This is a genomic window from Lysinibacillus sphaericus (assembly GCF_015844675.1).
GTDB lineage: Bacteria > Bacillota > Bacilli > Bacillales_A > Planococcaceae > Lysinibacillus > Lysinibacillus sphaericus_E.
Map to the genome: position 1 here is coordinate 303,447 of NZ_LDGC01000092.1, position 23,293 is coordinate 326,739.

At 38.8% G+C, this 23,293-nt stretch carries 26 protein-coding genes, 1 pseudogene and 1 other annotated feature; of the genes and pseudogenes, 25 read left to right on the plus strand and 2 right to left on the minus strand.

All coding sequences use genetic code 11. From position 1 onward, the window contains the following. Nucleotides 1-60 precede the first annotated feature (60 nt). The 18 genes from ABE34_RS23530 to ABE34_RS23615 all read left to right on the plus strand — a co-directional run bounded on the left by ABE34_RS23530 (nt 61) and on the right by ABE34_RS23615 (nt 13,339). Nucleotides 61-705 (plus strand): hypothetical protein, encoded by a 645-nt coding sequence (locus tag ABE34_RS23530; RefSeq protein WP_197144830.1) that lies wholly within the window; start codon nt 61-63, stop codon nt 703-705. Nucleotides 706-804: 99 nt separating this feature from the next. Next, nucleotides 805-1,398 carry a Maf family protein gene (locus ABE34_RS23535; protein ID WP_197144831.1) on the plus strand — a complete coding sequence of 198 codons (594 nt, stop codon included), beginning with the start codon at nt 805-807 and terminating at the stop codon, nt 1,396-1,398. Between the two features lie 34 nt (nt 1,399-1,432). Continuing rightward, nucleotides 1,433-2,104, plus strand: coding sequence for a RadC family protein (gene radC / locus ABE34_RS23540; RefSeq protein WP_197144874.1), 672 nt, complete (start codon nt 1,433-1,435; stop codon nt 2,102-2,104). 806 nt (nt 2,105-2,910) lie between these two features. Then, a complete protein-coding gene (locus ABE34_RS23545; protein WP_197144832.1) occupies nt 2,911-3,930 on the plus strand; it encodes a rod shape-determining protein in 1,020 nt (339 codons plus the stop codon). Between the two features lie 13 nt (nt 3,931-3,943). Then, nucleotides 3,944-4,855: a rod shape-determining protein MreC gene (gene mreC, locus ABE34_RS23550; RefSeq protein WP_197144833.1), complete on the plus strand. Its 912-nt coding sequence runs from the start codon at nt 3,944-3,946 to the stop codon at nt 4,853-4,855. After that, nucleotides 4,855-5,379, plus strand: coding sequence for a rod shape-determining protein MreD (mreD, locus tag ABE34_RS23555; RefSeq protein WP_197144834.1), 525 nt, complete (start codon nt 4,855-4,857; stop codon nt 5,377-5,379). The genes mreC and mreD overlap by 1 nt, the downstream gene beginning before the upstream one ends. Before the next feature lie 27 nt (nt 5,380-5,406). After that, nucleotides 5,407-6,075 (plus strand): septum site-determining protein MinC, encoded by a 669-nt coding sequence (gene minC, locus ABE34_RS23560; protein ID WP_197144835.1) that lies wholly within the window; start codon nt 5,407-5,409, stop codon nt 6,073-6,075. Between the two features lies 1 nt (nt 6,076). Next, nucleotides 6,077-6,874, plus strand: a complete 798-nt coding sequence (gene minD, locus ABE34_RS23565) for a septum site-determining protein MinD (RefSeq protein ID WP_079563571.1) — start codon at nt 6,077-6,079, stop codon at nt 6,872-6,874. Nucleotides 6,875-6,967: 93 nt separating this feature from the next. Next, entirely contained in the window at nt 6,968-7,522 is a 555-nt protein-coding gene (locus tag ABE34_RS23570) for a M23 family metallopeptidase (protein ID WP_197144836.1), read from the plus strand. Next, nucleotides 7,512-8,123: a stage IV sporulation protein FB gene (locus ABE34_RS23575; RefSeq protein WP_197144837.1), complete on the plus strand. Its 612-nt coding sequence runs from the start codon at nt 7,512-7,514 to the stop codon at nt 8,121-8,123. Before ABE34_RS23570 ends, ABE34_RS23575 begins: the two co-directional genes overlap by 11 nt. A 45-nt stretch (nt 8,124-8,168) precedes the next feature. Then, nucleotides 8,169-8,244, plus strand: a sequence feature (ribosomal protein L21 leader region). A 14-nt stretch (nt 8,245-8,258) separates the two neighbouring features. Beyond that, nucleotides 8,259-8,567: a 50S ribosomal protein L21 gene (gene rplU / locus ABE34_RS23580; RefSeq protein WP_036124117.1), complete on the plus strand. Its 309-nt coding sequence runs from the start codon at nt 8,259-8,261 to the stop codon at nt 8,565-8,567. A gap of 16 nt (nt 8,568-8,583) precedes the next feature. After that, entirely contained in the window at nt 8,584-8,940 is a 357-nt protein-coding gene (locus ABE34_RS23585; protein WP_079563574.1) for a ribosomal-processing cysteine protease Prp, read from the plus strand. Continuing rightward, complete coding sequence (gene rpmA, locus ABE34_RS23590) at nt 8,937-9,236, plus strand: 50S ribosomal protein L27 (RefSeq protein ID WP_132356986.1); 300 nt, start codon at nt 8,937-8,939, stop codon at nt 9,234-9,236. Before ABE34_RS23585 ends, rpmA begins: the two co-directional genes overlap by 4 nt. A 137-nt stretch (nt 9,237-9,373) precedes the next feature. After that, nucleotides 9,374-9,901, plus strand: a complete 528-nt coding sequence (locus tag ABE34_RS23595; RefSeq protein WP_197144838.1) for a Spo0B domain-containing protein — start codon at nt 9,374-9,376, stop codon at nt 9,899-9,901. 5 nt (nt 9,902-9,906) lie between these two features. Next, on the plus strand, nt 9,907-11,196 hold the full coding sequence (gene obgE, locus ABE34_RS23600) for a GTPase ObgE (protein ID WP_197144839.1): 1,290 nt from the start codon (nt 9,907-9,909) through the stop codon (nt 11,194-11,196). A 23-nt stretch (nt 11,197-11,219) separates the two neighbouring features. Beyond that, on the plus strand, nt 11,220-11,675 hold the full coding sequence (locus tag ABE34_RS23605) for an ACT domain-containing protein (RefSeq protein WP_079563577.1): 456 nt from the start codon (nt 11,220-11,222) through the stop codon (nt 11,673-11,675). Between the two features lie 368 nt (nt 11,676-12,043). Further along, entirely contained in the window at nt 12,044-12,919 is an 876-nt protein-coding gene (pheA, locus tag ABE34_RS23610; protein ID WP_197144840.1) for a prephenate dehydratase, read from the plus strand. 30 nt (nt 12,920-12,949) lie between these two features. Continuing rightward, nucleotides 12,950-13,339 (plus strand): thiol-disulfide oxidoreductase DCC family protein, encoded by a 390-nt coding sequence (locus ABE34_RS23615; RefSeq protein ID WP_197144841.1) that lies wholly within the window; start codon nt 12,950-12,952, stop codon nt 13,337-13,339. A gap of 321 nt (nt 13,340-13,660) precedes the next feature. On the opposite strand, the pseudogene ABE34_RS23620 reads toward ABE34_RS23615, so the two are convergent. Next, nucleotides 13,661-14,889: pseudogene (locus ABE34_RS23620) on the minus strand (IS110 family transposase). 1,060 nt (nt 14,890-15,949) lie between these two features. Further along, nucleotides 15,950-16,483 carry a transcription repressor NadR gene (locus tag ABE34_RS23625; protein ID WP_197144842.1) on the minus strand — a complete coding sequence of 178 codons (534 nt, stop codon included), beginning with the start codon at nt 16,481-16,483 and terminating at the stop codon, nt 15,950-15,952. Between the two features lie 142 nt (nt 16,484-16,625). Between ABE34_RS23625 and ABE34_RS23630 the strand changes: the two genes are divergently transcribed. The 7 genes from ABE34_RS23630 (at nt 16,626) to yajC (ending at nt 23,156) form a co-directional block, all read left to right on the plus strand. Beyond that, nucleotides 16,626-17,651: a LysM peptidoglycan-binding domain-containing protein gene (locus ABE34_RS23630; RefSeq protein ID WP_197144843.1), complete on the plus strand. Its 1,026-nt coding sequence runs from the start codon at nt 16,626-16,628 to the stop codon at nt 17,649-17,651. 34 nt (nt 17,652-17,685) lie between these two features. Then, complete coding sequence (locus ABE34_RS23635) at nt 17,686-18,519, plus strand: phosphotransferase (RefSeq protein ID WP_197144875.1); 834 nt, start codon at nt 17,686-17,688, stop codon at nt 18,517-18,519. A gap of 290 nt (nt 18,520-18,809) precedes the next feature. After that, nucleotides 18,810-19,430, plus strand: a complete 621-nt coding sequence (ruvA, locus tag ABE34_RS23640; protein ID WP_079563583.1) for a Holliday junction branch migration protein RuvA — start codon at nt 18,810-18,812, stop codon at nt 19,428-19,430. An 18-nt stretch (nt 19,431-19,448) separates the two neighbouring features. Continuing rightward, on the plus strand, nt 19,449-20,453 hold the full coding sequence (ruvB, locus tag ABE34_RS23645) for a Holliday junction branch migration DNA helicase RuvB (RefSeq protein ID WP_197144844.1): 1,005 nt from the start codon (nt 19,449-19,451) through the stop codon (nt 20,451-20,453). Between the two features lie 17 nt (nt 20,454-20,470). Continuing rightward, the gene (gene queA / locus ABE34_RS23650; protein ID WP_197144845.1) at nt 20,471-21,514 is read left to right on the plus strand and encodes a tRNA preQ1(34) S-adenosylmethionine ribosyltransferase-isomerase QueA; all 1,044 of its coding nucleotides are present in this window, start codon (nt 20,471-20,473) and stop codon (nt 21,512-21,514) included. A 54-nt stretch (nt 21,515-21,568) separates the two neighbouring features. Further along, complete coding sequence (gene tgt, locus ABE34_RS23655) at nt 21,569-22,714, plus strand: tRNA guanosine(34) transglycosylase Tgt (RefSeq protein WP_079563586.1); 1,146 nt, start codon at nt 21,569-21,571, stop codon at nt 22,712-22,714. Nucleotides 22,715-22,883: 169 nt separating this feature from the next. Next, nucleotides 22,884-23,156, plus strand: a complete 273-nt coding sequence (gene yajC, locus ABE34_RS23660; protein WP_197144876.1) for a preprotein translocase subunit YajC — start codon at nt 22,884-22,886, stop codon at nt 23,154-23,156. Nucleotides 23,157-23,293: the final 137 nt, after the last annotated feature.

Below are 23,293 nucleotides of genomic sequence, written 5' to 3' on the forward strand. Positions count from 1 at the left end.
ATATCAAATTGGTCTTTTCTAAATTTACTTTGATACGTTAAAGAAAGAGGTGATGGTCGAATGAAAATTGTCAGTCAAGTGATGAGAAAACAAATATTTCGAGCGATGATTATTGGAGGAGTAGTAGGACTTTTTGGTGTAGGCATTTTTTTAGGTATTCTTCAAGCAAGCACTCAATTTTCTTTAAAAGATGATAGTAATGAGGTAGCTAATAAAAGTGATAGTAATACCAAAGGGGAAACCATTACGACAGCGGGAGGAGCAACGAACGGACCCATGCTTTTTGCTAGTCAGGCAGGGGTCTATTCAAATTATGAAAGTGCAAGCGCATTTGTATCTGAACACCCTTCATTAAAAGAAAGTGCCATCGTCGAGGTCGATGGAAAATTTCACGTTTGGACAAGTGTCGTAACAGATGAAAGTCAACTTGTCTTCTTAAAAGATCCTGCAACATTTAAAAAAGCATTCACTTTGAGTGGCGACAGTTGTAAGGAGGCAACGCTTGCAGAGCTTCCGTCTGTGCTAACTGACAAAAATGCAGCAAAATTAAATTTTAAAGATAATTCCAAAGATTCTACGCTACCTGCTGATTGGCAATCTATTGGAGCAGCAGCCTCGTCTATATCAAGCGATACCAGCATCATTCGATTACAAGTCTTGGCCCATTACAAATCGAAAAATGCTTGTCTTCAAGTGAAATTTTAAGCTTAAAGAATAGTGAAATAAGCATTATCTTGATTTTTAGAAAATTTTCAAATGCCAAATTCTCCGTTATGATAACTAATAAGGAGGAATGGTCAGACAATGTTTAAAACAAATCACAAGATAGTGCTTGCTTCTGCTTCACCACGACGAAAGGAATTACTTACTATGTTATCCCTTCCGTTCGACATAATAACTAGTGAAGTAGAAGAGACAAGCGTTCAGGCAACTACAATGCAAGATTATGTAAAAGGTGTAGCTCTCTTAAAAACGCGTGATGTAGCAAAAAAAGCGCCAGATGCAACGATTATTGGAGCGGATACGATTGTTGTTTATGATGATGAGCTACTCCATAAACCAAAAAATCGTGAGGAGGCAATTTCTCACTTATTGCGCTTATCAGGGAAGTGTCATGCAGTCATGACAGCTGTTGCCATTATTGAACCGGACGGTCATGAAACTACATTTGTAGAAGAGACAATTGTTGTTTTTCATCAGTTATCGCAGGAGCTCATCGAAGCATATGTAGATTCGGGAGATCCATTTGATAAAGCAGGCGGTTATGGCATTCAAACTGCTGGAACCCTCCTAGTGAAACGAATTGAAGGAGATTATAACAATGTTGTCGGTTTACCACTTGCAGCGTTGTTTACGCAATTGGTAGCACGCAATATTATCCAATTTGCGAAGGAGTGAGGCTTTTTTGACGAATGATGTTTTACAAAGGACGATGATACGAGACGTTCATATAGAAGATCGCCCCCGTGAAAGACTACGTAGACAAGGAGCTATGAGTTTATCGAATCAGGAGCTACTGGCTATTTTACTAAGGACAGGCACTAAAGACGAGTCTGTCCTTGTACTTGCAAATCGCGTACTAAGCGTTTTTGAACGTTTACATCATTTGAAACATGCAACAATAGAAGAAATGGTTGCTATTAGAGGGATTGGTGAGGTTAAAGCCATTCAGTTATTAGCAGCAATTGAACTCGGGAGACGTCTCGCGCAGAAACATAGCGATGAAAAATATACGATTCGTTCCCCACAAGATGCCGCTACCTATTTAATGCCTGATATGACCTCACTGAATCAGGAGCATTTTGTCGTTCTTTTTTTGAATGTGAAAAATCAAATTATTCATAGAAAGACAATCTTTATAGGCAGTCTAAATGCTTCAATTGTCCATCCAAGGGAGATATTTCGCGAAGCTGTAAAGAGATCTGCGGCTTCTATAATTTGTGCACATAATCACCCTAGTGGCGTTCCAACACCTAGTGATGAGGATATTGAAGTGACGAGAAGAATTTTAGAAGCTGGTTACATTATAGGCATTGATTTAATCGATCATCTCATCATCGGTGATCATCAGTTTATTAGTTTGAAAGAAAAAGGTTATTTTTAACTCTGCAATATATTTTGCAGAGTTTTTTTGTGGAAATATTTAGAGTTTGTTAAAAGATCAAGTTCATCACCAAAAGTTGTGGGTGATTTTGTTTGTTAAAAGCATCACGTCCTGTGATAACGCCTTCGTGACCAACATCCTGTTGTTGCTGCCGCTTCTTTCGCAAAGTCCAAAACCTTTTGCTGACGCTACGCTTTCACACAGAAAACATTTTGTTGGTCCAAAGCCTCCGGCGGATGTCATGGAATCGGAAAGGAGTGCAATATAGTATGTTAGCCTAAAGACATCGCATCGGCCCTCAAGCAGGCCTAAGCGGCGCAAAGCCGATTCCGGACGCAATTATGCGAAGGCATGATTGATAAATAAATATTTTTGTATTTTTTTGCGAAAAGCTAATTATGAAAACGAACCTTTTCTTATAGAAAACGTTATTGTATTCATAGAAATGTCTATAATATTCACAAAAATTGGTAGCCTATTACACGTTGTCTTACAAGAATAAAAATTATATGCTAATCTATACGTACTGTTTTTGTTTGGGAGGGAATTAAAATAGTATCTTTTCCGCGAGAAGAGGTATGTGGCACTATAAATTCTTGCGTTTTTCCGTTATAATGAACGGTATGATTTTATTTTTATTCAGAAAAAGACTCTCATTCCAACAGGTGTGAGATAATTGAATGTGTAGTTTTTTTAGAAGGTGTCTAACACCGAGTGAATGAAGATAAAGCCTCGGGGTGTAAACGCGCCGGGGTGTAAGTTGATGTCAACGAAAGTATGGCTTAAATAGAAAGGGAGTACACAAATTGTTTGGATTAGGAAGTAAAGATGTCGGGATTGACCTTGGCACAGCGAATACATTAGTGTTTATTAAAGGGAAGGGAATCGTTTTACGCGAACCTTCAGTCGTAGCGAAAAATACAAAAACAGGAGATATCGTTGCAGTAGGTAACGATGCAAAAAATATGATTGGTCGTACACCTGGCTCAATCGTAGCAATCCGTCCTATGAAAGATGGCGTTATTGCTGATTTTGATATTACTACAGCAATGATAGAATACTATTTAAAAGAAGCTTGCAAAAATTCTGGTGGTAATTGGAAAAAGCCGAATGTTATGATTTGTGTGCCTTACGGTATTACATCGGTTGAACAACGTGCGGTTATTGATGCTGCTCGCCAAGCAGGTGCTAAAGAAGCATTTACAATTGAAGAGCCATTTGCAGCAGCAATCGGTTCAAACTTACCAGTATGGGATCCAACAGGGTCAATGGTCGTTGATATCGGTGGTGGTACAACAGAGGTAGCGGTTATTTCATTAGGTGGTATTGTAACAAGTGAATCCGTGCGTGTCGGCGGGGATGCAATGGACCAATCCATCATTTCGTATATTCGTAAAACATATAACTTAACAATTGGTGAACGTACTGCGGAAGCAGTGAAAATGGAAATTGGTACAGCGTTGGCTGAAGGTCCAGAAGAAAAAATGGAAATTAGAGGACGCGATCTTTTAACAGGTCTACCGAAAACAATCGAAATTTCATCACAGGAAATTTCTGAATCATTACGTGAAGCGGTAGCATCTATTATTGATGGAGTTCGAAAAACGCTTGAACAAACACCTCCTGAATTATCTGCAGACGTAATGGAACGCGGAATTGTACTAACAGGTGGCGGTGCGCTATTAACAAACTTAGACAAAGTTATTAGCCAAGAAACTAATATGCCAGTATTTATCGCAGAAGATCCACTAGACTGTGTTGCTATTGGTACAGGTAAAGCTCTAGAACATATTGACTTAATTCGTCAACAACAAGTTAAAGGGTAAGGAGGTTTTGGCAATGCCACACTTTTTTTTCAATAAGAAATTAATTTTGCTGCTCGTGGGCATGGTTTTTCTTGTGGCATTGATTAGCTTCTCATTACGTGAACGGACGAATGCAACTTTACCAGAGCAAATTATTAAAGACACTGTCGGCGTCGCACAATCTATTGTTGCGAAGCCGGCGAATTATATTGCTGGTGTTTTTGATAGTATTGATTCCCTCTTAAACACGTACGAAGAAAATAAACGTTTAAAAGCACGCTTAGATGAATTTGTTGCTGTACAAGCTGAGGCATCTGACTTGAAATCTGATATCAAAAAGTTTCAAGAGCTTATGGACAAATCGGAAAGTTTAAAAGCATATGATCCGATTCATGCCACAGTTATTGCTAGAAATCCTGACCAGTGGGAAGAAAAAATTATTTTAGATAAAGGATCTTCACACGGTGTAGAAAAAAATATGGCAGTTATGACAGCGAAAGGTTTAATCGGTAAAGTTACTTTAGTGACGCCTTTTACCTCTGAGGTAGAGCTTTTATATACAAATAATCCAAACTATCGTGTTTCTGCGATGGTTCCAGGAGATAAACAAGCATACGGTTTAATCGAGGGCTATGATAAAGAGCGTAATAAACTCATTATGAAGCGAATCGATTCAAGTTTAACAGTTAAAAAAGGTCAACAAGTAGTTTCATCGGGACTTGGCGGTGTTTTCCCAAAAAATGTGCCAATCGGAGAAATAACTGAAGTAAGTACAGATGATTATGGCTTAACGAAAATGGCTTATGTAAAACCATTTGCTGATTTTTCAATTTTAGATTATGTTGTTATTGCTAAACGTTCCTCGACGATGATAGATGGATCTGATGGTAATGCATCGAACGGAGATTTAACACATCCACAACAGGGTAACGAGGAGGTTGAATAATGGTTCGATTTCTCATTCCCTCTGTGGCAGTTTTGCTATTTTTACTAGAACCAGAGTTTGCTATGCTTTCACCGATTGAAGTGAAAGGGCAAATCTATTATTTGGTCCCTAGATTTTTAATCTTATATTTAATATTTATATCCATCTATTACAGCCGTCAACGAGCGGTAATGTATGGACTTTTTTTTGGTGTCTTGTATGATGTGTTTTACATTGATATTATTGGATTATATTCAGTACTGTTTCCGCTAGTATGTTTTTTAGCAGGGTCAATTGTGAAAGTTATTCATCAGCACTTAGTTGTGACAACGACGATTTCAGTTGTGTTAGTAGCAATTTTAGAATTTATACTTTATCAATTCTTCTATCTTATCGACTTTACAACGATTCCATTTTCGGATTTCTTACGTTCACGACTACTGCCAACGATCATTGCTAATGCACTATTTTTAATGATTCTTGGTTGGGCCTTCAAGTATCTGATTAATGCGCGTGTCTTACAGAGAGCACGTGAAGTTTCTTAACAAAGAGCAACGTGGGGTGAGGCATTCATGAAAAAACAGTTAGTTAATATGAAGGGAACAAAGGATGGATTTGTTCTTCATTTAGACGATCAATGTGCGTATGTCGATTTAGTAGAAGAGCTTAAAAATAAAGTTTCAGAGAGCGGTATCGATAGTAAAGTAGATGTACAATTATATTTGGGCTATCGATACTGTTCTGATGAACAAATCAAAGAGCTTATTAAAATTGTTCAGGAAACAGAGCAACTAATCGTTTCAAAGGTACAAAGTGAAGTACTGACTGTCCATGAGAGCAACCAGAAAAGGATTGAAAGTCAACAAGATACATATTTAGGTGTGGTCAGATCGGGTCAAGTTCTACGTTCGCCAGGCGATATAATTATCGTAGGGAATGTCAATCCGAACGGGCGTGTAGAAGCAGCTGGCAATGTGTATGTCCTAGGGAAACTTAAAGGAATTGCACATGCTGGTGTTCATGGTAATAAGGAAGCAATCATTGCAGCATCTTGTTTTGAAGCCACACATATTATGATTGCTGATCAGGTTCAGGCAATGTCAGACGAACATGTAAAAACGATTAATCAAGAAGAGATGACTTGTGCATTTATTGGCTATGATGGGCGCATTACGTACGATCAAATTCACGCGTTAAAAAATATTCGACCATTGTTAAATGTGTCTAAGGGAGGAAGCTAGTGTGGGAGAAGCGATCGTCATAACTTCAGGTAAAGGCGGTGTCGGAAAAACGACGACAACGGCTAACCTTGGGACTGCATTGGCTCTACAAGGTAAAAAAGTATGTTTAGTAGATACAGATATTGGCTTACGTAATTTGGACGTGATTTTAGGTCTTGAGAATCGAATTATTTATGACTTAGTAGATGTTGTTGAAGGGCGCTGTAAGATTCATCAAGCGCTAATAAAAGATAAACGTGTAGATGAAAAGCTATTTTTATTACCTGCTGCTCAAACGACAGATAAAAATGCTGTTAAACCTGAGCAAATGAAGAGCTTAGTAGAAGAATTAAAAAGAGATTATGATTATGTTTTAATAGATTGTCCAGCGGGCATTGAACAAGGCTATCGCAATGCGGTTGCTGGTGCTGATCATGCAATTGTAGTAACAACGCCAGAGATTTCTGCTGTGCGTGATGCAGATCGAATTATTGGCTTACTCGAACAGGAAGAAATTACTGCACCTAAACTAATTATTAACCGTATTCGCCAGCATATGATGAAAAGCGGTGATACTTTGGATGTGAATGAAATTACAACACATTTGTCTATAGATTTATTAGGAATCATTGTAGATAATGAAGGGGTTATTTCATCGTCCAATAAAGGTGAACCAGTAGTAATGGATCCTGCTAATAAAGCATCTCTTGGCTACCGTAATATTGCTCGAAGAATACTTGGAGAGTCTGTACCACTTATGGCCATTGAAGATGAACATAAAGGTGTATTTTCAAAACTAAAAGCTTTATTTTCAAAATAATCATCAACCTTTTCGTGCATTTGTACGAGAAGGTTTTTTCTTTGTGCATGAATGGACATGCAAGCTCATATAGTGTGAAAAAAGGATGAGGGCTTGTTTAAAAAATGGAAATGGTTGGTCGCGATATTGCTTGTGGCTGCAACTATGCTAGTAATTCGTTTAGAGGATCAAGGCGTATTGGAAACACCGGTGCGAAAACTTGTTACAACATCAGCTGATTTGACTTATTTAAGCGAGCTCGGACAAAGCTGGCTAAATAAAGATGATGCAACAATTTTAGTATCGAGTGATGTTGGACAAACTGAACTATTAACATTTGCCAATGCGGAAGTTTTTAAGGAAGGCTTTTTATTGCAATATGACATGGGCTTACCGGTTTATGCTGGAAAGAATGGTCTTGTCGTTTTTACCGGTCATACAAAATATACTGGTAAAACAATGACGATCAGCTATGATGATGGTACAACAGTATCCTATGGTATGCTAGATAGTTTAGCACAACTTCCATACACTACAGTGCAGACAAACGATTTAATCGGCATGAAAGAGACGGGGCAACTCTATATCTCAATTGAGAAAGACAAGGCACAATATAATTTGGAGCAGATTGTACAGTGGCTTGAAACAGCGGAGTCCAATGAAAATTAAACTGCATCTTCTATGTATCCCTCTCGTATTTTTAATGATTTTTACCGGTCAAATTGCTTATTACGCTATTATTTTATCTTCGTTATTATGGCATGAAGCAGGTCATTTGTTAACGGCGATGCTTTGTGGCGTTAACGTAAAATCATGCGTTATTACACCTTACGGAGGGGAAATAGAATTTGAAAATCCAGCGGCTGTGCCAGCAACGTCACTCCTTTGGATTGCCATAGGGGGACCAATCGCTACAATATTAGGGATTGGCCTCGCTTTTTTTATGCCAGAGCTGCTCGCGACCAAGCTTATTAATGTGCAACTTGTGCTACTAGCAATCAATGTTATACCGATTATTCCGTTGGACGGTGGCAGAATATTTTTAGCGTGCTTATTTTTATTCAATCCAAGTGTTCGTGCGTTTGAATATTACTACTGGCTTTCTCTTATAATTGCCTTTATACTATTCATGATAACTTTATGTTACCTCCCACAATCTATTTTTATAGCAATTTTATGTTTATTTATATGGCTTCAAGTGTTAAAGGAATGGAATTATCGAAAATATCGTTTAGCATTTGAGAAATATGTAATGAAAAGATTGACTTGATAGAAATCGTGTGGTAATATTTTAATGTTATTGTTTGTAGCACCTGTGCTACTACAACCGCACTGGAAAGGTTTAAGTATCGTATGATCACCTTTATAAACAGGCGAGTCTGAGTCTATGAGGAGGTGCAGTAAAATGTACGCAATTATTGAAACTGGTGGTAAACAAATCAAAGTAGAAGCTGGTCAAGAAATCTATGTTGAAAAATTAGGTGTAGAAGCTGACGAGGTTGTAACTTTCGATAAAGTTTTATTCGTAGGTGGCGAAAACGTTAAAGTTGGAGCTCCATTCGTAGAAGGCGCTACTGTAACAGCGAAAGTTGTGAAAGAAGGCCGTGCGAAAAAAATCGTTGTTTTCAAATTGAAAGCTAAAAAGAACTACCGTCGTAAACAAGGTCACCGTCAACCTTACACAAAATTAGTTGTTGAAGCTATCAACGCTTAATTATGAGGTGTAGCGAATGATACAAGTTACGATTCATCACAATGAAAATAGACATGTGTCAGCATTTGAATTTTCAGGACATGCGGAATACGATGAATCTGGTAAGGATTTAGTATGTGCAGGAGCATCTACCATTGCCATAGGTACGGTGAATGCTATTTATGCACTATTACAATTACAGCCAGAAGTCGAACAAGCTGCTGAAGGTGGAGGCTATCTTAAGGTAGACTTACCATCAGATTTAGAGCCTGAGATTGATGCAAAACTACAGTTAATTGTCCAAGTAATGACAGCCCAAGTGTATTCTATGGTGCAAAATTACGGACAATATATCCAAATCAACTACAACCAAGTAGGAGGTGGAACACAATGAAATTATTATTAACTTTAGACTTACAATTTTTCGCATCTAAAAAAGGTGTAGGTTCTACTAAAAACGGACGTGACTCTGAGTCTAAACGACTTGGTGCTAAACGTGCTGATGGCCAATTCGTAACTGGTGGTTCAATTCTTTACCGTCAACGCGGTACAAAAATTTACCCAGGTACAAACGTAGGTCGTGGTGGTGACGATACACTATTTGCTAAAGTTGACGGCGTTGTAAAATTCGAACGTTTAGGTCGCGATCGCAAACAAGTATCTGTATACCCAGCATCACAAGAAGCTTAATCTTTTATAAGATAACATAAAGCGGAGGACTGCATTTATTGCAGTCCTTTTTTTGGCTAAATTTCAATGAAGATTTAAGGGAAAAATACAGCAAAACTTGTTATACTAGTAAGGATAACTTTATTGGAGTGAATGGGATGAACAATCAATCACTAACCATTAGTGAAGTAATACGTTTTGCAAATCATGATTATGTGAATCAGCTGCAGCTTATTCGCATGAATCTAGATTTAGGTAGAATTGATGAATCAAAAAAACTTATTCAAAATTATTCAGAACAGTTACAAGTACTTTCTATCCTTAATCGAATACAATTACCGCAAACAATCGAATGGCTGCAAACGGCAAGCTGGCGCTATCCTTCATTGCCAATGAAGCTTAGTGGTGATATAAAAATGCCTGTCACAAATACGATTGATTCGGAAGTTGTAGATTACTTAAACAAAACAGTTATGCATGTTTATGATACATTAGATCCATTTACAGAGCAGAGTTTAGCGCTCGATGTACGTGTTGACGATCATACATTTGCCGTGACATTCACGCTAAATGGGCAATGGAGTGCTGATGCATTCACCGAAAAAGGTTTGAAACAATTAGACATTCAAACAGTGGAAGAGACAAATACGTCTTGGATATATGTATTGAGTGCAAGTAGGGAGTGAATTAAATGTTTGTCGATCACGTCAAGATTTATGTAAAAGGTGGCGACGGTGGGGATGGAATGGTAGCCTTCCGTCGTGAAAAATTTGTACCGAATGGTGGTCCTGCTGGTGGCGATGGTGGTCACGGTGGGAATGTTGTCTTTCAAGTTGAAGAAGGTCTGCGAACGTTAATGGATTTCCGTTACAAACGCAACTTCAAGGCTGACCGTGGTGAGCATGGTATGAGTAAAGGGATGCATGGTAGACGTGCAGATGATTTAATCGTTAAAGTACCACCGGGCACGGTTGTAATGAACGAAGAAACAGGCGTTGTTATTGCGGATTTAGTAGAGCATGGTCAACAAGCGATTATTGCAAAAGCTGGTCGCGGTGGCCGCGGGAATTCCCGATTTGCAACACCAGCCAATCCTGCTCCAGAACTTTCTGAAAAAGGTGAGCCAGGACAAGAATTAAATGTTATATTAGAGTTGAAAGTACTAGCAGATGTAGGATTAGTTGGCTTCCCAAGTGTAGGTAAATCAACATTATTATCTGTTGTTTCTGCGGCAAAGCCAAAAATAGGTGCTTATCATTTCACTACAATCGTACCGAACTTAGGAATGGTTGAAACGGATGATCATCGTAGCTTTGCAATGGCCGATTTACCAGGTTTAATCGAAGGGGCGCACGAAGGTGTTGGTCTAGGTCACCAATTCCTCCGTCATATTGAACGTACACGTGTTATCGTACATGTAATTGATATGTCGGGTATGGAAGGGCGCGATCCTTATGAAGATTACTTAACAATCAATGATGAACTAAAACAATATAATCTTCGTTTAACAGAACGTCCGCAAATTATTGTAGCAAATAAAATGGACATGCCGGATGCAGAGGAAAACTTAGAAATTTTCCGTGAAAAAGTGGGCGATGATGTGAAAATATTCCCAGTATCTGCGGTTTCTCGCCAAGGTTTAAAGCCAGTATTATTTGAAATTGCTGACTTACTGGAAGTGACTCCTGAATTCCCATTATTCGACGAACTAGATGAAGAATCAGATGCAACGGTACTTTACAAACACCAATCTGAAGCAGATTCAATCGAAATCTCTCGTGATCCTGATGGTACATTCATTCTTGGTGGATATGCGATTGAGCGTATCTTCAAAATGACAGACTTCAGCCGCGAGGACGGTGTACGTCGTTTTGCACGCCAATTACGTGGTATGGGCGTCGATGAAGCATTACGTGAACGTGGTGCACAAAATGGAGATATTGTACGCTTATTGGAATTCGAATTTGAATTTGTCGACTAAGAATAGGTTTTAGGGGGAAGCGTATGAAGAATGTTGCGAATCAGCGATATTATTTAGTTCGTGAAGATGTTTTAACGGATGCTATGCAAAAAACTTTGGAGGCGAAACACTTACTTTCAAGTGGTACGGTAACTTCCATTTGGGATGCGGTAAAGCAGGTGGATTTATCGCGTAGTGCGTTTTACAAATATCGTGATGCTGTATTTCCTTTTCACTCAATTGTGCAGGAACGCATTTTAACAGTCTTTGTACAGCTTCAGGACCGTAAAGGAACACTTGCAAAGCTTTTAGAAACAGTGACAATTACGCATTGCAATGTACTGACTATCCATCAGACGATACCGATTCAAGGACGTGCTAATGTTACGTTGTCGCTAGATGTCACTAGTATGACATGTGAACTTGATGATTTAATACAGCAACTTAAACGTTTAGATTTTGTAGAGTCAGCGGAAGTAATTAGTTCGGGTGCATTGTAATGACTGATGCGTGTTTGAATTTTTGACAAAATGTAAATAGGCTCAAAAGGAGCAGTCCCATGTGATGTAATGATCACTTCATGGGACAGCTCCTTATTCTATATCGATAGAGAAAATTCCTAGAGAAGAGTAATGGATAGACCATAGAGGCTCCGGAGCGTTTGAAAGTTTCATACTATGCCTTAGCTAATATTTGATGTAGAATAAAAGGAGTTTTTTAGGAAGTGAAAATTCCGAATTTTTACATTAGTGAAATTAAAGAGGCTTGTCGCCAAAAGTTACGGATGACATTTGTTAAAACGTATGTCATGTATATACGTTTTGGTGGTGAGTCAATTAAATAAAACCATGAACAGGAGGTACATGTAATGACAGAGCAACAATGGGAAAAACGAATAGGATATTTAGGACCTGAGGCATCATTTACATACTTAGCAACAAAGGCAACTTTTCCGAATGAGTGGCTTGTCCCTTGTTCTACAATCCCAGAATGTATTGAGGCGGTAGCGAAGGGAAAGGTGGATTTAGCAGTTGTACCACTGGAAAATGCTTTAGAAGGATCAGTATCGTTAACGCTTGATTATTTATTTCATGAGGCGACCTTATATGTTACAGGTGAGCTTCAGTTGAAAATACAGCAACATTTAATGGTCAATAAAGCGCAGAAGGACAGTTGGGAATCAATTATAGGAGTTTATTCACATCCACATGCTCTAGCCCAATGTCATAAATATTTATTTTATCGTTTCAGCCATGCTCCGTTACATCAAACGACATCAACGGCAGCAGCGGCAAAATTTGTATCTGAAAATCCTAACGAGTGCATTGCCGCAGTAGGAAATGCAGCGGCAGCAGAAAAATATGGCTTAGAAATCGTTCAATCTAATATTCATGATTTCCATTTTAACCATACACGCTTCTTCGTATTATCTAAGCAAAATAAACGATTACCCCAAGAATTATCAGATGGACAGGCGAAGACAACTTTCATGATTACATTACCAATAGATCGTTCAGGGGCGTTACATCAAGTATTATCAGTTTTCGCATGGCGACAGCTAAATTTAAGTAAAATTGAATCACGCCCATTAAAAACGGGCTTAGGCGATTATTTCTTTATGATTGATGTTTTAGCAGATGAAAAGGAGCCTATGATGCGTGGGGCTATGGAAGAACTAGCTGCACTTGGTTGCAAAGTGAAGTCACTTGGGACATACTTTACGTATCGAACATCAGACGAGTAATCAATGTCGTCTTCGCTAGGAGGAAATTGTATGGGTGGCATTATTTTATTTGACGGAGTATGCAATTTTTGTGATAGCAGTGTGCAATTTATTATCAAATATGATCATGCAGCATATTTTCAATTTGCATCCATCCAGAGTGATGCAGGGCAGGCATTACTTGCTCAATACGAAATACCAGAAAATATAGATAGTGTCATAGTAATTGAGCATGGGAAGGTCTATTTTGAATCTACTGCAGCACTTAAAATTTGTAGGAGATTAAATAGTTTTTGGCCTGTCTGCTATGTTTTCCTTCTTATTCCACCATTTATACGAAATATAATGTACCGACTATTTGCTAAAAATAGATATCGTCTTTTTGGACGAAAAGTAAGTTGTTTATTGCCAACACCTTCACAACGAAAAAGATTTCTTTAACTTTGAAGAGGCTGGACACAAGGATTTTAGCCAATGAAAAACCCGAACTATATCACGAAACGCTCAGCCTGTGTTTCGTAATTATTCGGGTTTTCTGTTTATATTCATTGCTACGTTTTTCATAAAGTACAAATTAGTTATGTCCCAGCCACTCTTCTTACCTCCAGTCAAGTGTAATTCTTTAATTTCTTTTGTTTTTTGATTTAGTTGTAGTTGGGAGGGGTACCCCTCCCAACTACAACTAAATTTTCGTACGACTAAAAGACCTTACGATTTTCTTTTTTTCGAAAGGTCGGTGTGTTATAGTAAATATAAACTTGGTTACGATTTTAGAGCTGGTAGTGCGGACTCATAATCGTACAATATGCCGTGTGTAATAAGGTGAAATGCAACTTTCAAGAACTTATTCATACACGCCACAATCGCGACCTCATGATGCTTTTTCTGAGGTTGCGTTTTTAATTTGTAATAGTAGTCCACAAAGTGATTTTCTTCTCCTTTTCCTTTTGCCATTAACATTGTACAAACCATAAAATACAAAATCTTCCGTAGCTTCTTATTCCCACGCTTATTTATACGATCACGATATTGTGTATTGCCAGATTGATAGCGCATAATATCAATACCCGCATAGGCATTTATTTGTTTGGCATTTTGAAAACGACGAATATCGCCTAACTCACCAATCAATCGGCAAGCAGTTGTGTCTCCAATGCCTGGAATAGAGAGTAACACTTTATATTCCTTTTTATCCTCAGACATTGTCACCATCTGCTTGACAAGCTTGTCTTTCGTTTCCATTAAATCCGCAATACGTCGTGCATAATCGCGTACTTGAATACAACGAATATCTGTTGGTTTAATGGACGGATACGAGTTTTCTGCAGCTTCTAATAATACAATTGCTTTTTTCTCCGCACGTTCTAATGATAGCTTCTTACGAGTATTACTTTTTAAACGGTTTTTAATGATTGTTTTTGAATGCGCCAATAAAAGCGCTGGATGTGGATATAGCTGCACGAAATTTAAAAACAACGCTGAACTTGGTGTGATGAGCTTTTCTAATTCCGGAAATGATACATGTAAAATTGCATGCATCCGACTACGTAAAAGAATGATTTCTTTATCAACTCATCATAATAACGTGTAATCGCACGCATCTGTTCATAATATGTATCCTGTACGTATGTCGTTTCACGTTCTACTTTAAAGTGCGTTTTCGCTAATTCGTGCGCATCACTACTGTCGGTTTTATGACGCCGCATCGAAGCCATTTGTAGGTTTGCTTCAAGCGGGTTCATACGGTAGTATGTGTAGCCGTGATCACGTAGAAACTCTTCTACAGGTTTGGAATAGACCCCTGTAGCTTCAAATACGATTTCAGGAGGTTGTCCATCAAGATCTGTCATTTTCTCAATACGTTGATGAAGCTGATCAAAATCGAAGCGCGTGTGATGTAATTCCCCCTCAAATTCACATTGTCTATATTCATTATAAATGACGATGGTACTTTTCCCTTTACTGACATCAAATGCGATGACATGTTTCATATAAATGTCCTCCTTTATAGCCAATTATAGAAGTCTTCACATGACCTTATCGATTCCATTTTCTTATACACGATCTCTTGGACCCAACATACTAAACTGATTCATATAAGGGTGCGAAGTTAGCCAGTTTATGATACGGATTCTATATGATCCCAGAGGCTGGTCGGCTTTTCTTCACTTCTACTATAAAAAAATAGTAGCACAAACCATGGCCTTGGTTTGTACTACTAATGTTAGTATGTTTAGTGTTGGAAAACAAAATGGTCTAGAAAATCTTTGTGACGGTTGTGAAACTTTAATGAGGGTGATTTCTGTTCCAAGCTACTCGCTTTTCTGTTGGTGGGCGTCGTGGAGCTTTCTACTCTATTCAGCGATAGCATATAAGTTTTATAAATTTAGTATATTTCAAAAATGAATGCTATGGTATCTTAACATAATCAATAGGCTTTTAACAGTTTCGTATATAAAAGCATTTGCTGTCGCTACGTTTCTCATAAAAAACATTGCAGAGGTTGTTTTATGACATGCTAGAATATACATGCTATGTGAAATGGTTGATTGGAGTGGAGACTGAGCGACTCCTTGGGGATTAGCGTAACAGATGAGACCCTGCAGCGAGCCTTGCGAGTGAAGCGGCTCATCGGACGCCCCCAGGAAGTTTTGCTCTGTGCGAAAGCGAAGCGGCAGCAACAACAAAGCGCTCAGTTGGAACGGAAATCAACCCCTTGTTTTGCAGAAGAGTCATACTTTATTTAATATCTTAATTTCATTAACATATAGTTTAAAAGAGCCAAAGCCGAACTATTATAGAATGCTGTGTTAGCATTTTAAATAATAGTTCGGCTTTTCTAGTTGCTTAAAACCTTTTGTCCTAGCCTCTTTTTATTAGAAACTGCAATATTGTGCTCCACATGAATATGGAACAAATGAAATAAGCTTCAAAAAACCCTTATAGATCGCGTAATAAAATTCAAAACAGAAAGCTGCTAGTCTCTGTGAAGGCTAGCAGCTTTAAATCAATTATTTGATTTTATACCTTATGGAAGGAGAATTTGTTGACTTATTGATCGACAACTAAATAGCCCTTTTTTTGTAAAGTAAGCTCAATTAAATCTAAAATTTCAACAGAAGGTGCGGAAATAACATGAAGATGTGTACCACCTGTTAGTTCGGATAAATAACTTGCTTGTGTTTCGTTGACACGTTGAATAAATTTTATTACCTCATGACGGTTAGAGACCATAATGGATGCAGTAATTTCTCCATAAATAGGATGTTCAACAATAACATTTTTTACTGTCCCACCGCAATCAACTATTGTTATTAGTTCATCTTCTGCATTCTCTGCAGTATGGAAGCAAGGAATCGTCCGTTCAACGGTCTGCTGTATTTGTTCCTGATGCATATAAAGATATCCTTGGCTAGTAGCAATAATAGGCTCATTCCTAGCCTTTAATAATGTCATATCATTGACAATGACCTGTCTAGAAACATTAGCGAATTTAGCTAGGTCCGTCCCTGTGATAGGCGCTGTGCTGTTTTTAAGTTGTGCAAGAAGTTGCAGTCGGCGTTCTTCGCCTAACATTTTTTTCATTTGAGATCACCTCTGCTTGTAATAAAGGAAGCAGTTTTCCTTAAAACCTAGTGTACCATGAAGCCTTTCTTACATGGGTGAATTTTTTGTATCCAAATGGAACATTGAACATATGATACGGAGAGAGGAAGGGAGGAAAAAATTGCGTATTCATATTGTCCAAAAGGGAGACACGTTGTGGAAGATTGCGAAAGAGTACGGAGTTTCATTTGAAGATTTAAAGCGGCTTAATGCCCATCTCGCTAACCCAGACTATATAGTACCGGGCATGGAAATTATCCTACCTGAAAAAATAAACAAAGAACCACATAGAGAACATCATCGAGAAACAGATCGTGGAATGCATAGAGATGGCCATAGAGAGGGGGGCCATAGAGACGGGGGACATAGAGACGGACATAGGGAATCACATAAAGAGGGGCATAAGGAACATATGCATAAGGAGTCACCTACAAAGCACTTTAAAGAAAAAGAAGTACAGCGACCAATGCCACCACCAATTATTGCACCACCACCACCAATGCCAGAACCACAGATGATTCCAATTCCTTACCCAATGCCAATGCCGATGCCTCAAGTGCCAGTTGAGCTTAGCTGGAATCAACAAGTTGTCATGCCAAGTGTAGAGCAAACTGTATCACCAATTCAAATTCAACCACCACCACAACCTGTAGCCCAACCGACGCCAGCACCAATGCCAATGCCGCAACCGATTTTTATCATGCCACAAATGCCAGCAGTACCACATTGTGCAAGCTGTCATCAGCCGGTGCATCATCATATGTATTGGCCAATGCCGATGCCAATGCCAATGGAGCCGCAAGTTGAGGCGTATACAATGCCAGAGCAACCATCATGTAAAATGGGATGCGAAAAAGTTGCTGGGGTAGGGGATTTCTTAGAATCTAGTACATCTCCATTCTTCCCTATGAAACCAGAATTTGAAGCTATGCCGGAAATGGAACAGCCTTGTGGTTGTCATGCTCAGCCAGCCATGATGCCAAATTGGCACATGGACCCATGTTTCTGTCAACCACCATGTCCGCCACCATGTCCGCCACCATGCCCACCGCCATGTCCATCACATTGCCCAATGCCGTATTCGTCAGTAGGACCATGGATGTCACCGCACTTTTTCCCAGGCGGGATGACGCCTTATCGATGGTGAAAAAGCGTATATCATTGAAGAAGTAAAGCCGAATATTTGGAAGTATAAATATCAATCTAATAATTATTTTGTAAAACGGGCAAAGCAGATAGAAATAGCAGAAAAGGTAAGGGCTATTCATCGACAGCTTGGATATCTAGAACCCTCGTTGATTTTGCCTTTAATGAAAAGTGATGATGAGTTTTTAATCGTGCAAGATTGGCAAGAGGGAAGTCATGGTGCTAATTTTGCTCGTAAAAAAGATCGGAAGGAATCACTGAAGTTATTAAATATGTTACATGATACACATAAAAAAATTGCTTGGCAACGTGTGCCAGGCTTGCACACCTATTCACAGCTTTTAAAATGGCAAATGCGTTTTATGCGTTTTAAAAGCAAACGGAAAGAGTTTCGTCCATTTTTAACAAAAGTAGAAATCGATCAAATTTTACATTATAGTGAGAAATCATTACAGCTAATCGCGCAGGAAGATGTATCTGAAAAAGAAATAACGCTTTTACATGGAGATGTCGTACATCATAATTTTTTATGGTGCTCAGATGGCGAATTACGTTTAATCGATTTTGATCTGGCTCACCTTGGAGAAGCGGATGATGAATATATTTTATGGTTGCATCGTGTACTGCCAGCTGTAAATTATGACCTTGGTAAAATATTTGCAGAGCTACCAGAGATGAAACGATTAGATAAACAAAAGCTACATCGTTTAAAATATCCAAATGAGCTATTACGTGAATGGCTTTTTGCAGTAGATTTACCATTAGATCAGCAGCTGGTATTTTTAGATTATTTAGTGCCGTTTACAAAACGAGCTCTCACATATTGGCCAAAACTGTGGTACGATATTGATAAAATGATAAAGAAATGACCGTCTTTCGGCGGTCATTTTTGTCTGTGAACGACTACTTGTGCTATTTCTAAATGGTAAGGAAATTATAGATTCTTAACTGTGTATAAAACTAGAGCATAGTTTTCGTCTAGACTAAAGCGCTACCTCCTTGAGATTGCTTCGATCCCTCGGGCAAAAGTGGATCTACTTTTGCTTCGGGCTCACCAGCGCTTGGCGGATGTAAACGAGCGCTTTAGCGCATTTGTTATAGTCGAGCATTCGTTCGCAATATGCTATAATCGAAGACAATGATTGTGAGGGATTATAGAATGTATGATTATTTAAACGGACAAATAAAGCGTATAACTCCTGAGTATATCGTCCTTGAACAACAAGGGATAGGCTGGCAGCTGAATACACCTAATCCATTTGCGTTCAGGACATCAGCACTGGAACAACAAATATATGTACATTTACATGTACGTGAGGACGCACAAGTGTTATATGGCTTTCCAAATTTAGACCAACGAGAGCTGTTTCGTAAACTTATTTTAGTATCAGGGATTGGACCAAAGGGTGCGCTTGCTATTTTAGCTACTGGGAATCCACAACAGGTGATCAGTGCCATTGAACGAGAGGATGAATCGTTTTTAGTAAAGTTTCCTGGTGTAGGTAAGAAAACAGCACGTCAAATGATTCTAGATTTAAAAGGTAAACTTGGCGGATTGTTAGATACTATTGAACTACCAAGTACAGAAGATGAGCTACCGTTATTTGGTGTGAATCCATATAAACATGAGCTTGAAGAAGCTATTCTTGCCTTAATGGCGCTAGGTTATTCTGAAAAAGAACTAGAAAAAATACGTCCACAGCTCGAAGATAACGACAAGCTTGAAACAACAGATGCATTTATGAAACAAGCTTTACAATTGCTATTAAAGTTAAAATAGTGAAAGGGGGGAAAGTACATGTCTGAACGTATGATGGCTAGTGAGGCAGGTAGCTATGATGAACATTTTGAATTATCTTTACGCCCACAAAGATTAGCACAATATATTGGTCAACATAAGGTAAAGGAGAATTTACAAATTTTCATTGAAGCGGCAAAGCTTCGTCAGGAAAGTTTAGATCATGTGCTGTTATATGGACCACCCGGACTTGGGAAAACTACATTAGCTGCTGTCATTGCTAATGAAATGAATGTCAATGTGCGCATGACTAGTGGCCCTGCTATCGAACGTCCTGGCGATTTAGCAGCTATTTTAAGCTCACTGGAGCCAGGAGATGTGCTATTTATTGATGAAATACATCGCCTGCCTCGTGCAATTGAAGAGGTGCTTTATCCTGCAATGGAGGATTTTTGTCTAGATATTGTCGTTGGTAAAGGCCCTGAAGCTCGCTCTGTACGACTTGATTTACCGCCATTTACACTTGTGGGTGCAACAACAAGAGCAGGTGCTTTATCAGCACCTTTAAGGGATCGCTTTGGCGTATTATTAAGATTGGAGTATTATGATAATACTTCACTTGCAGAAATTGTTGTACGTAGTGCGCATTTATTTGATGTTGATATTGAACAAATAGCAGCACTTGAAATGGCAACGCGCTCACGTGGTACACCTCGTATTGCTAACCGTCTGCTAAAACGAGTAAGAGATTATGCACAGGTCCTTGGAGATGGTATGATAACGGAGGGACTTGCTAAGCAAGCGCTTGAGCTATTACAAGTTGATCCTAGAGGGCTTGACCATATTGACCATAAACTTGTGACCAATATGATTGAGCGCTTCCGAGGTGGCCCAGTAGGCTTGGATACGTTGGCAGCATCTATTGGTGAAGAACGCGTTACGATTGAGGATGTGTACGAGCCATATTTGATGCAAATCGGCTTTATACAACGGACGCCGCGTGGACGTGTGGCAACACATTTAGCCTACGAACATTTTGGATATGAATATCCCCAACAAACCTAGAAGAAGGAAGTATTTTCATGCGTGTAGAAGATTTTGATTTTGAATTGCCAGAAGAGCTTATTGCACAAACCCCACTTTTGGACCGTACAGCTAGTCGATTAATGGTAGTGACACCAGGCTCAACAAATGTAGAGCATCACCATTTTGCTCATATTTTAGATGAGCTACAAACTGGAGACTGTCTTGTGTTAAATGATACAAGAGTCCTACCAGCACGTTTAATGGGCGTTAAAGAGGAAACAGGTGCCCATATAGAAGTACTGCTATTAAAGCAAATGGCGGGTACGGATGAATGGGAAACACTTGTCAAACCAGCTAAGCGTGTAAAAGTTGGCACAGTTGTAACATTTGGAGATGGCTTACTGACAGCTACTTGTACAGGAGAGCTTGATCATGGTGGACGTACATTTGAGTTTAAATATAACGGCATTTTTTATGAAATTTTAGAGCAACTTGGTGAGATGCCACTACCTCCATATATTCGCGAAAAGTTAGAGGACAAGGATCGCTACCAAACTGTTTATGCAAAAGAGCGAGGGTCAGCAGCAGCACCAACTGCAGGCCTGCATTTTACTGAAGAATTACTAGAGCAGGTGAAAGCAAAAGGGGTCGAAGTTGTTTTTATCACTTTACATGTGGGACTTGGAACTTTCCGTCCTGTAAGTGTAGATTCAATTGAAAATCACGAAATGCATTCTGAATTTTATAGTGTAACGGAAGAAACCGCATCTATCATTAACCGAGTTAAGAGAAATGGTGGTAAAGTGATTGCAGTTGGTACAACCTCTACACGTACTTTAGAAACGATCGGCTCAAAATATGGAGGCGAAGTACGAGCAGAACAAGGTTGGACGTCTATTTTCATTTATCCGGGATATGAATTTACGGTTGTGGATGGTTTAATTACAAACTTCCATTTACCAAAGTCTACCCTTGTAATGCTTGTTAGTACGCTTGCAACAAAAGAAACAATTTTAAGTGCATATCACCAAGCTGTAGAAGAAAAATATCGTTTCTTTAGCTTTGGAGATGCTATGTTTATTCGTCCAAAAGGCGAATAAAGAAAAAAATCGGAGTACTGTTTTTACTTTAGATAAGAGAGGAATTTTTATAATATGACACAACCAGCAATTCGTTATGAGCTACTTCATACTTGTAAACAAACTGGAGCACGCCTTGGTATCGTGCATACACCGCATGGCTCTTTCGAAACGCCAGCATTTATGCCTGTTGGGACACAAGCAACTGTTAAAACAATGTCACCTGAGGAATTAAAGGAAATGAATGCAGGCATTATTCTGTCAAATACGTATCATTTATGGCTACGACCTGGTAATGATATTGTTAAGGAAGCAGGGGGCTTGCATAAATTTATGAACTGGGATCGCCCGATTTTAACAGATTCAGGTGGTTTCCAAGTGTTCTCACTAAGTCAATTCCGTAAAATCGAAGAAGAAGGGGTTCATTTCCGCAATCATTTAAATGGGGACAAATTGTTTTTAAGTCCTGAAAAGGCGATGGAAATTCAAAATGATTTAGGTTCGGATATTATGATGGCTTTTGATGAATGTCCACCTTTCCCTGCGACATATGACTATATGCTGCAATCAGTAGACCGTACTACACGTTGGGCTAAACGTTGTAAAGAGGCACATAAACGTCCAGAAGACCAAGGTCTATTCGGTATTATTCAAGGGGGAGAATTCGAGGATTTACGTCGTCGTTCTGCAGAAGCATTGGTAGAGCTTGATTTCCCTGGTTATGCAATTGGAGGGCTTTCAGTTGGTGAACCTAAGGACATTATGAACCGAGTATTAGAGTTTACAACACCATTAATGCCAGCAAATAAACCACGTTATTTAATGGGTGTTGGTTCACCTGACTCATTAATTGATGGTGCTATTCGAGGTATTGATATGTTTGACTGCGTATTACCAACACGTATTGCCCGTAACGGCACATTAATGACATCTGAAGGCCGTTTAGTTGTTAAAAATGCAAAATATGCACGTGACTTCGGACCAATTGATCCAAACTGCGATTGCTATACATGTAAAAACTATTCACGCGCTTATATTCGTCATCTAATTCGTACGGAAGAAACGTTTGGTATTCGTTTAACAACTTACCATAACTTACACTTCCTATTGAAACTAATGGAACAAGTACGTGAGGCAATCCGAGAAGACCGTCTTGGTGATTTCCGAGAAGAATTTTTCGAGAAATACGGCTTTAATGGGCCAAACGCAAAGAACTTCTAATATTTAGTAAAATGAGCATGTAAATTTGTGTGAATTGAGAATGTTTTTAGCAAAAAAATGCCTATCGTAGAAAAAATATTAGTAATATAGAAAAATTTTGGGCTTGTCCATCGCTTTTTTATGGTGGAATAGTCTATACTAAAGTAGAATTGGAAAGGGGGCAAGAATGATGGAACAATATTCTGGCTTAATCATGATTGTAATCATGTTCGTTGCAATGTGGTTTATTTTAATCCGCCCTGCTAAAAAGAGACAGCAGGAAACACAAAATATGCAGAGTGGTTTGCAACGTGGAGATAAAGTTATTACAATCGGTGGCTTACATGGCGAGATTGACTCAATTGAGGACACAGCTGTGACATTAAAAATTGCAGACAATGTGCGCGTTAAATTTGACCGTCAAGCAATTGGACGAGTTGTAAATGGCGACCAATTAAAATAATAATGAGAAAAAGACTTACATTAGTTGTAAGTCTTTTTTTAACTTCTTTCAGTAAAAGTTTTTGTAGCGATAGTAAAGCGACAAATACAGATGTCTCCGTCACGTCTTATAGCATTACCGAAACATTGTATCAACTC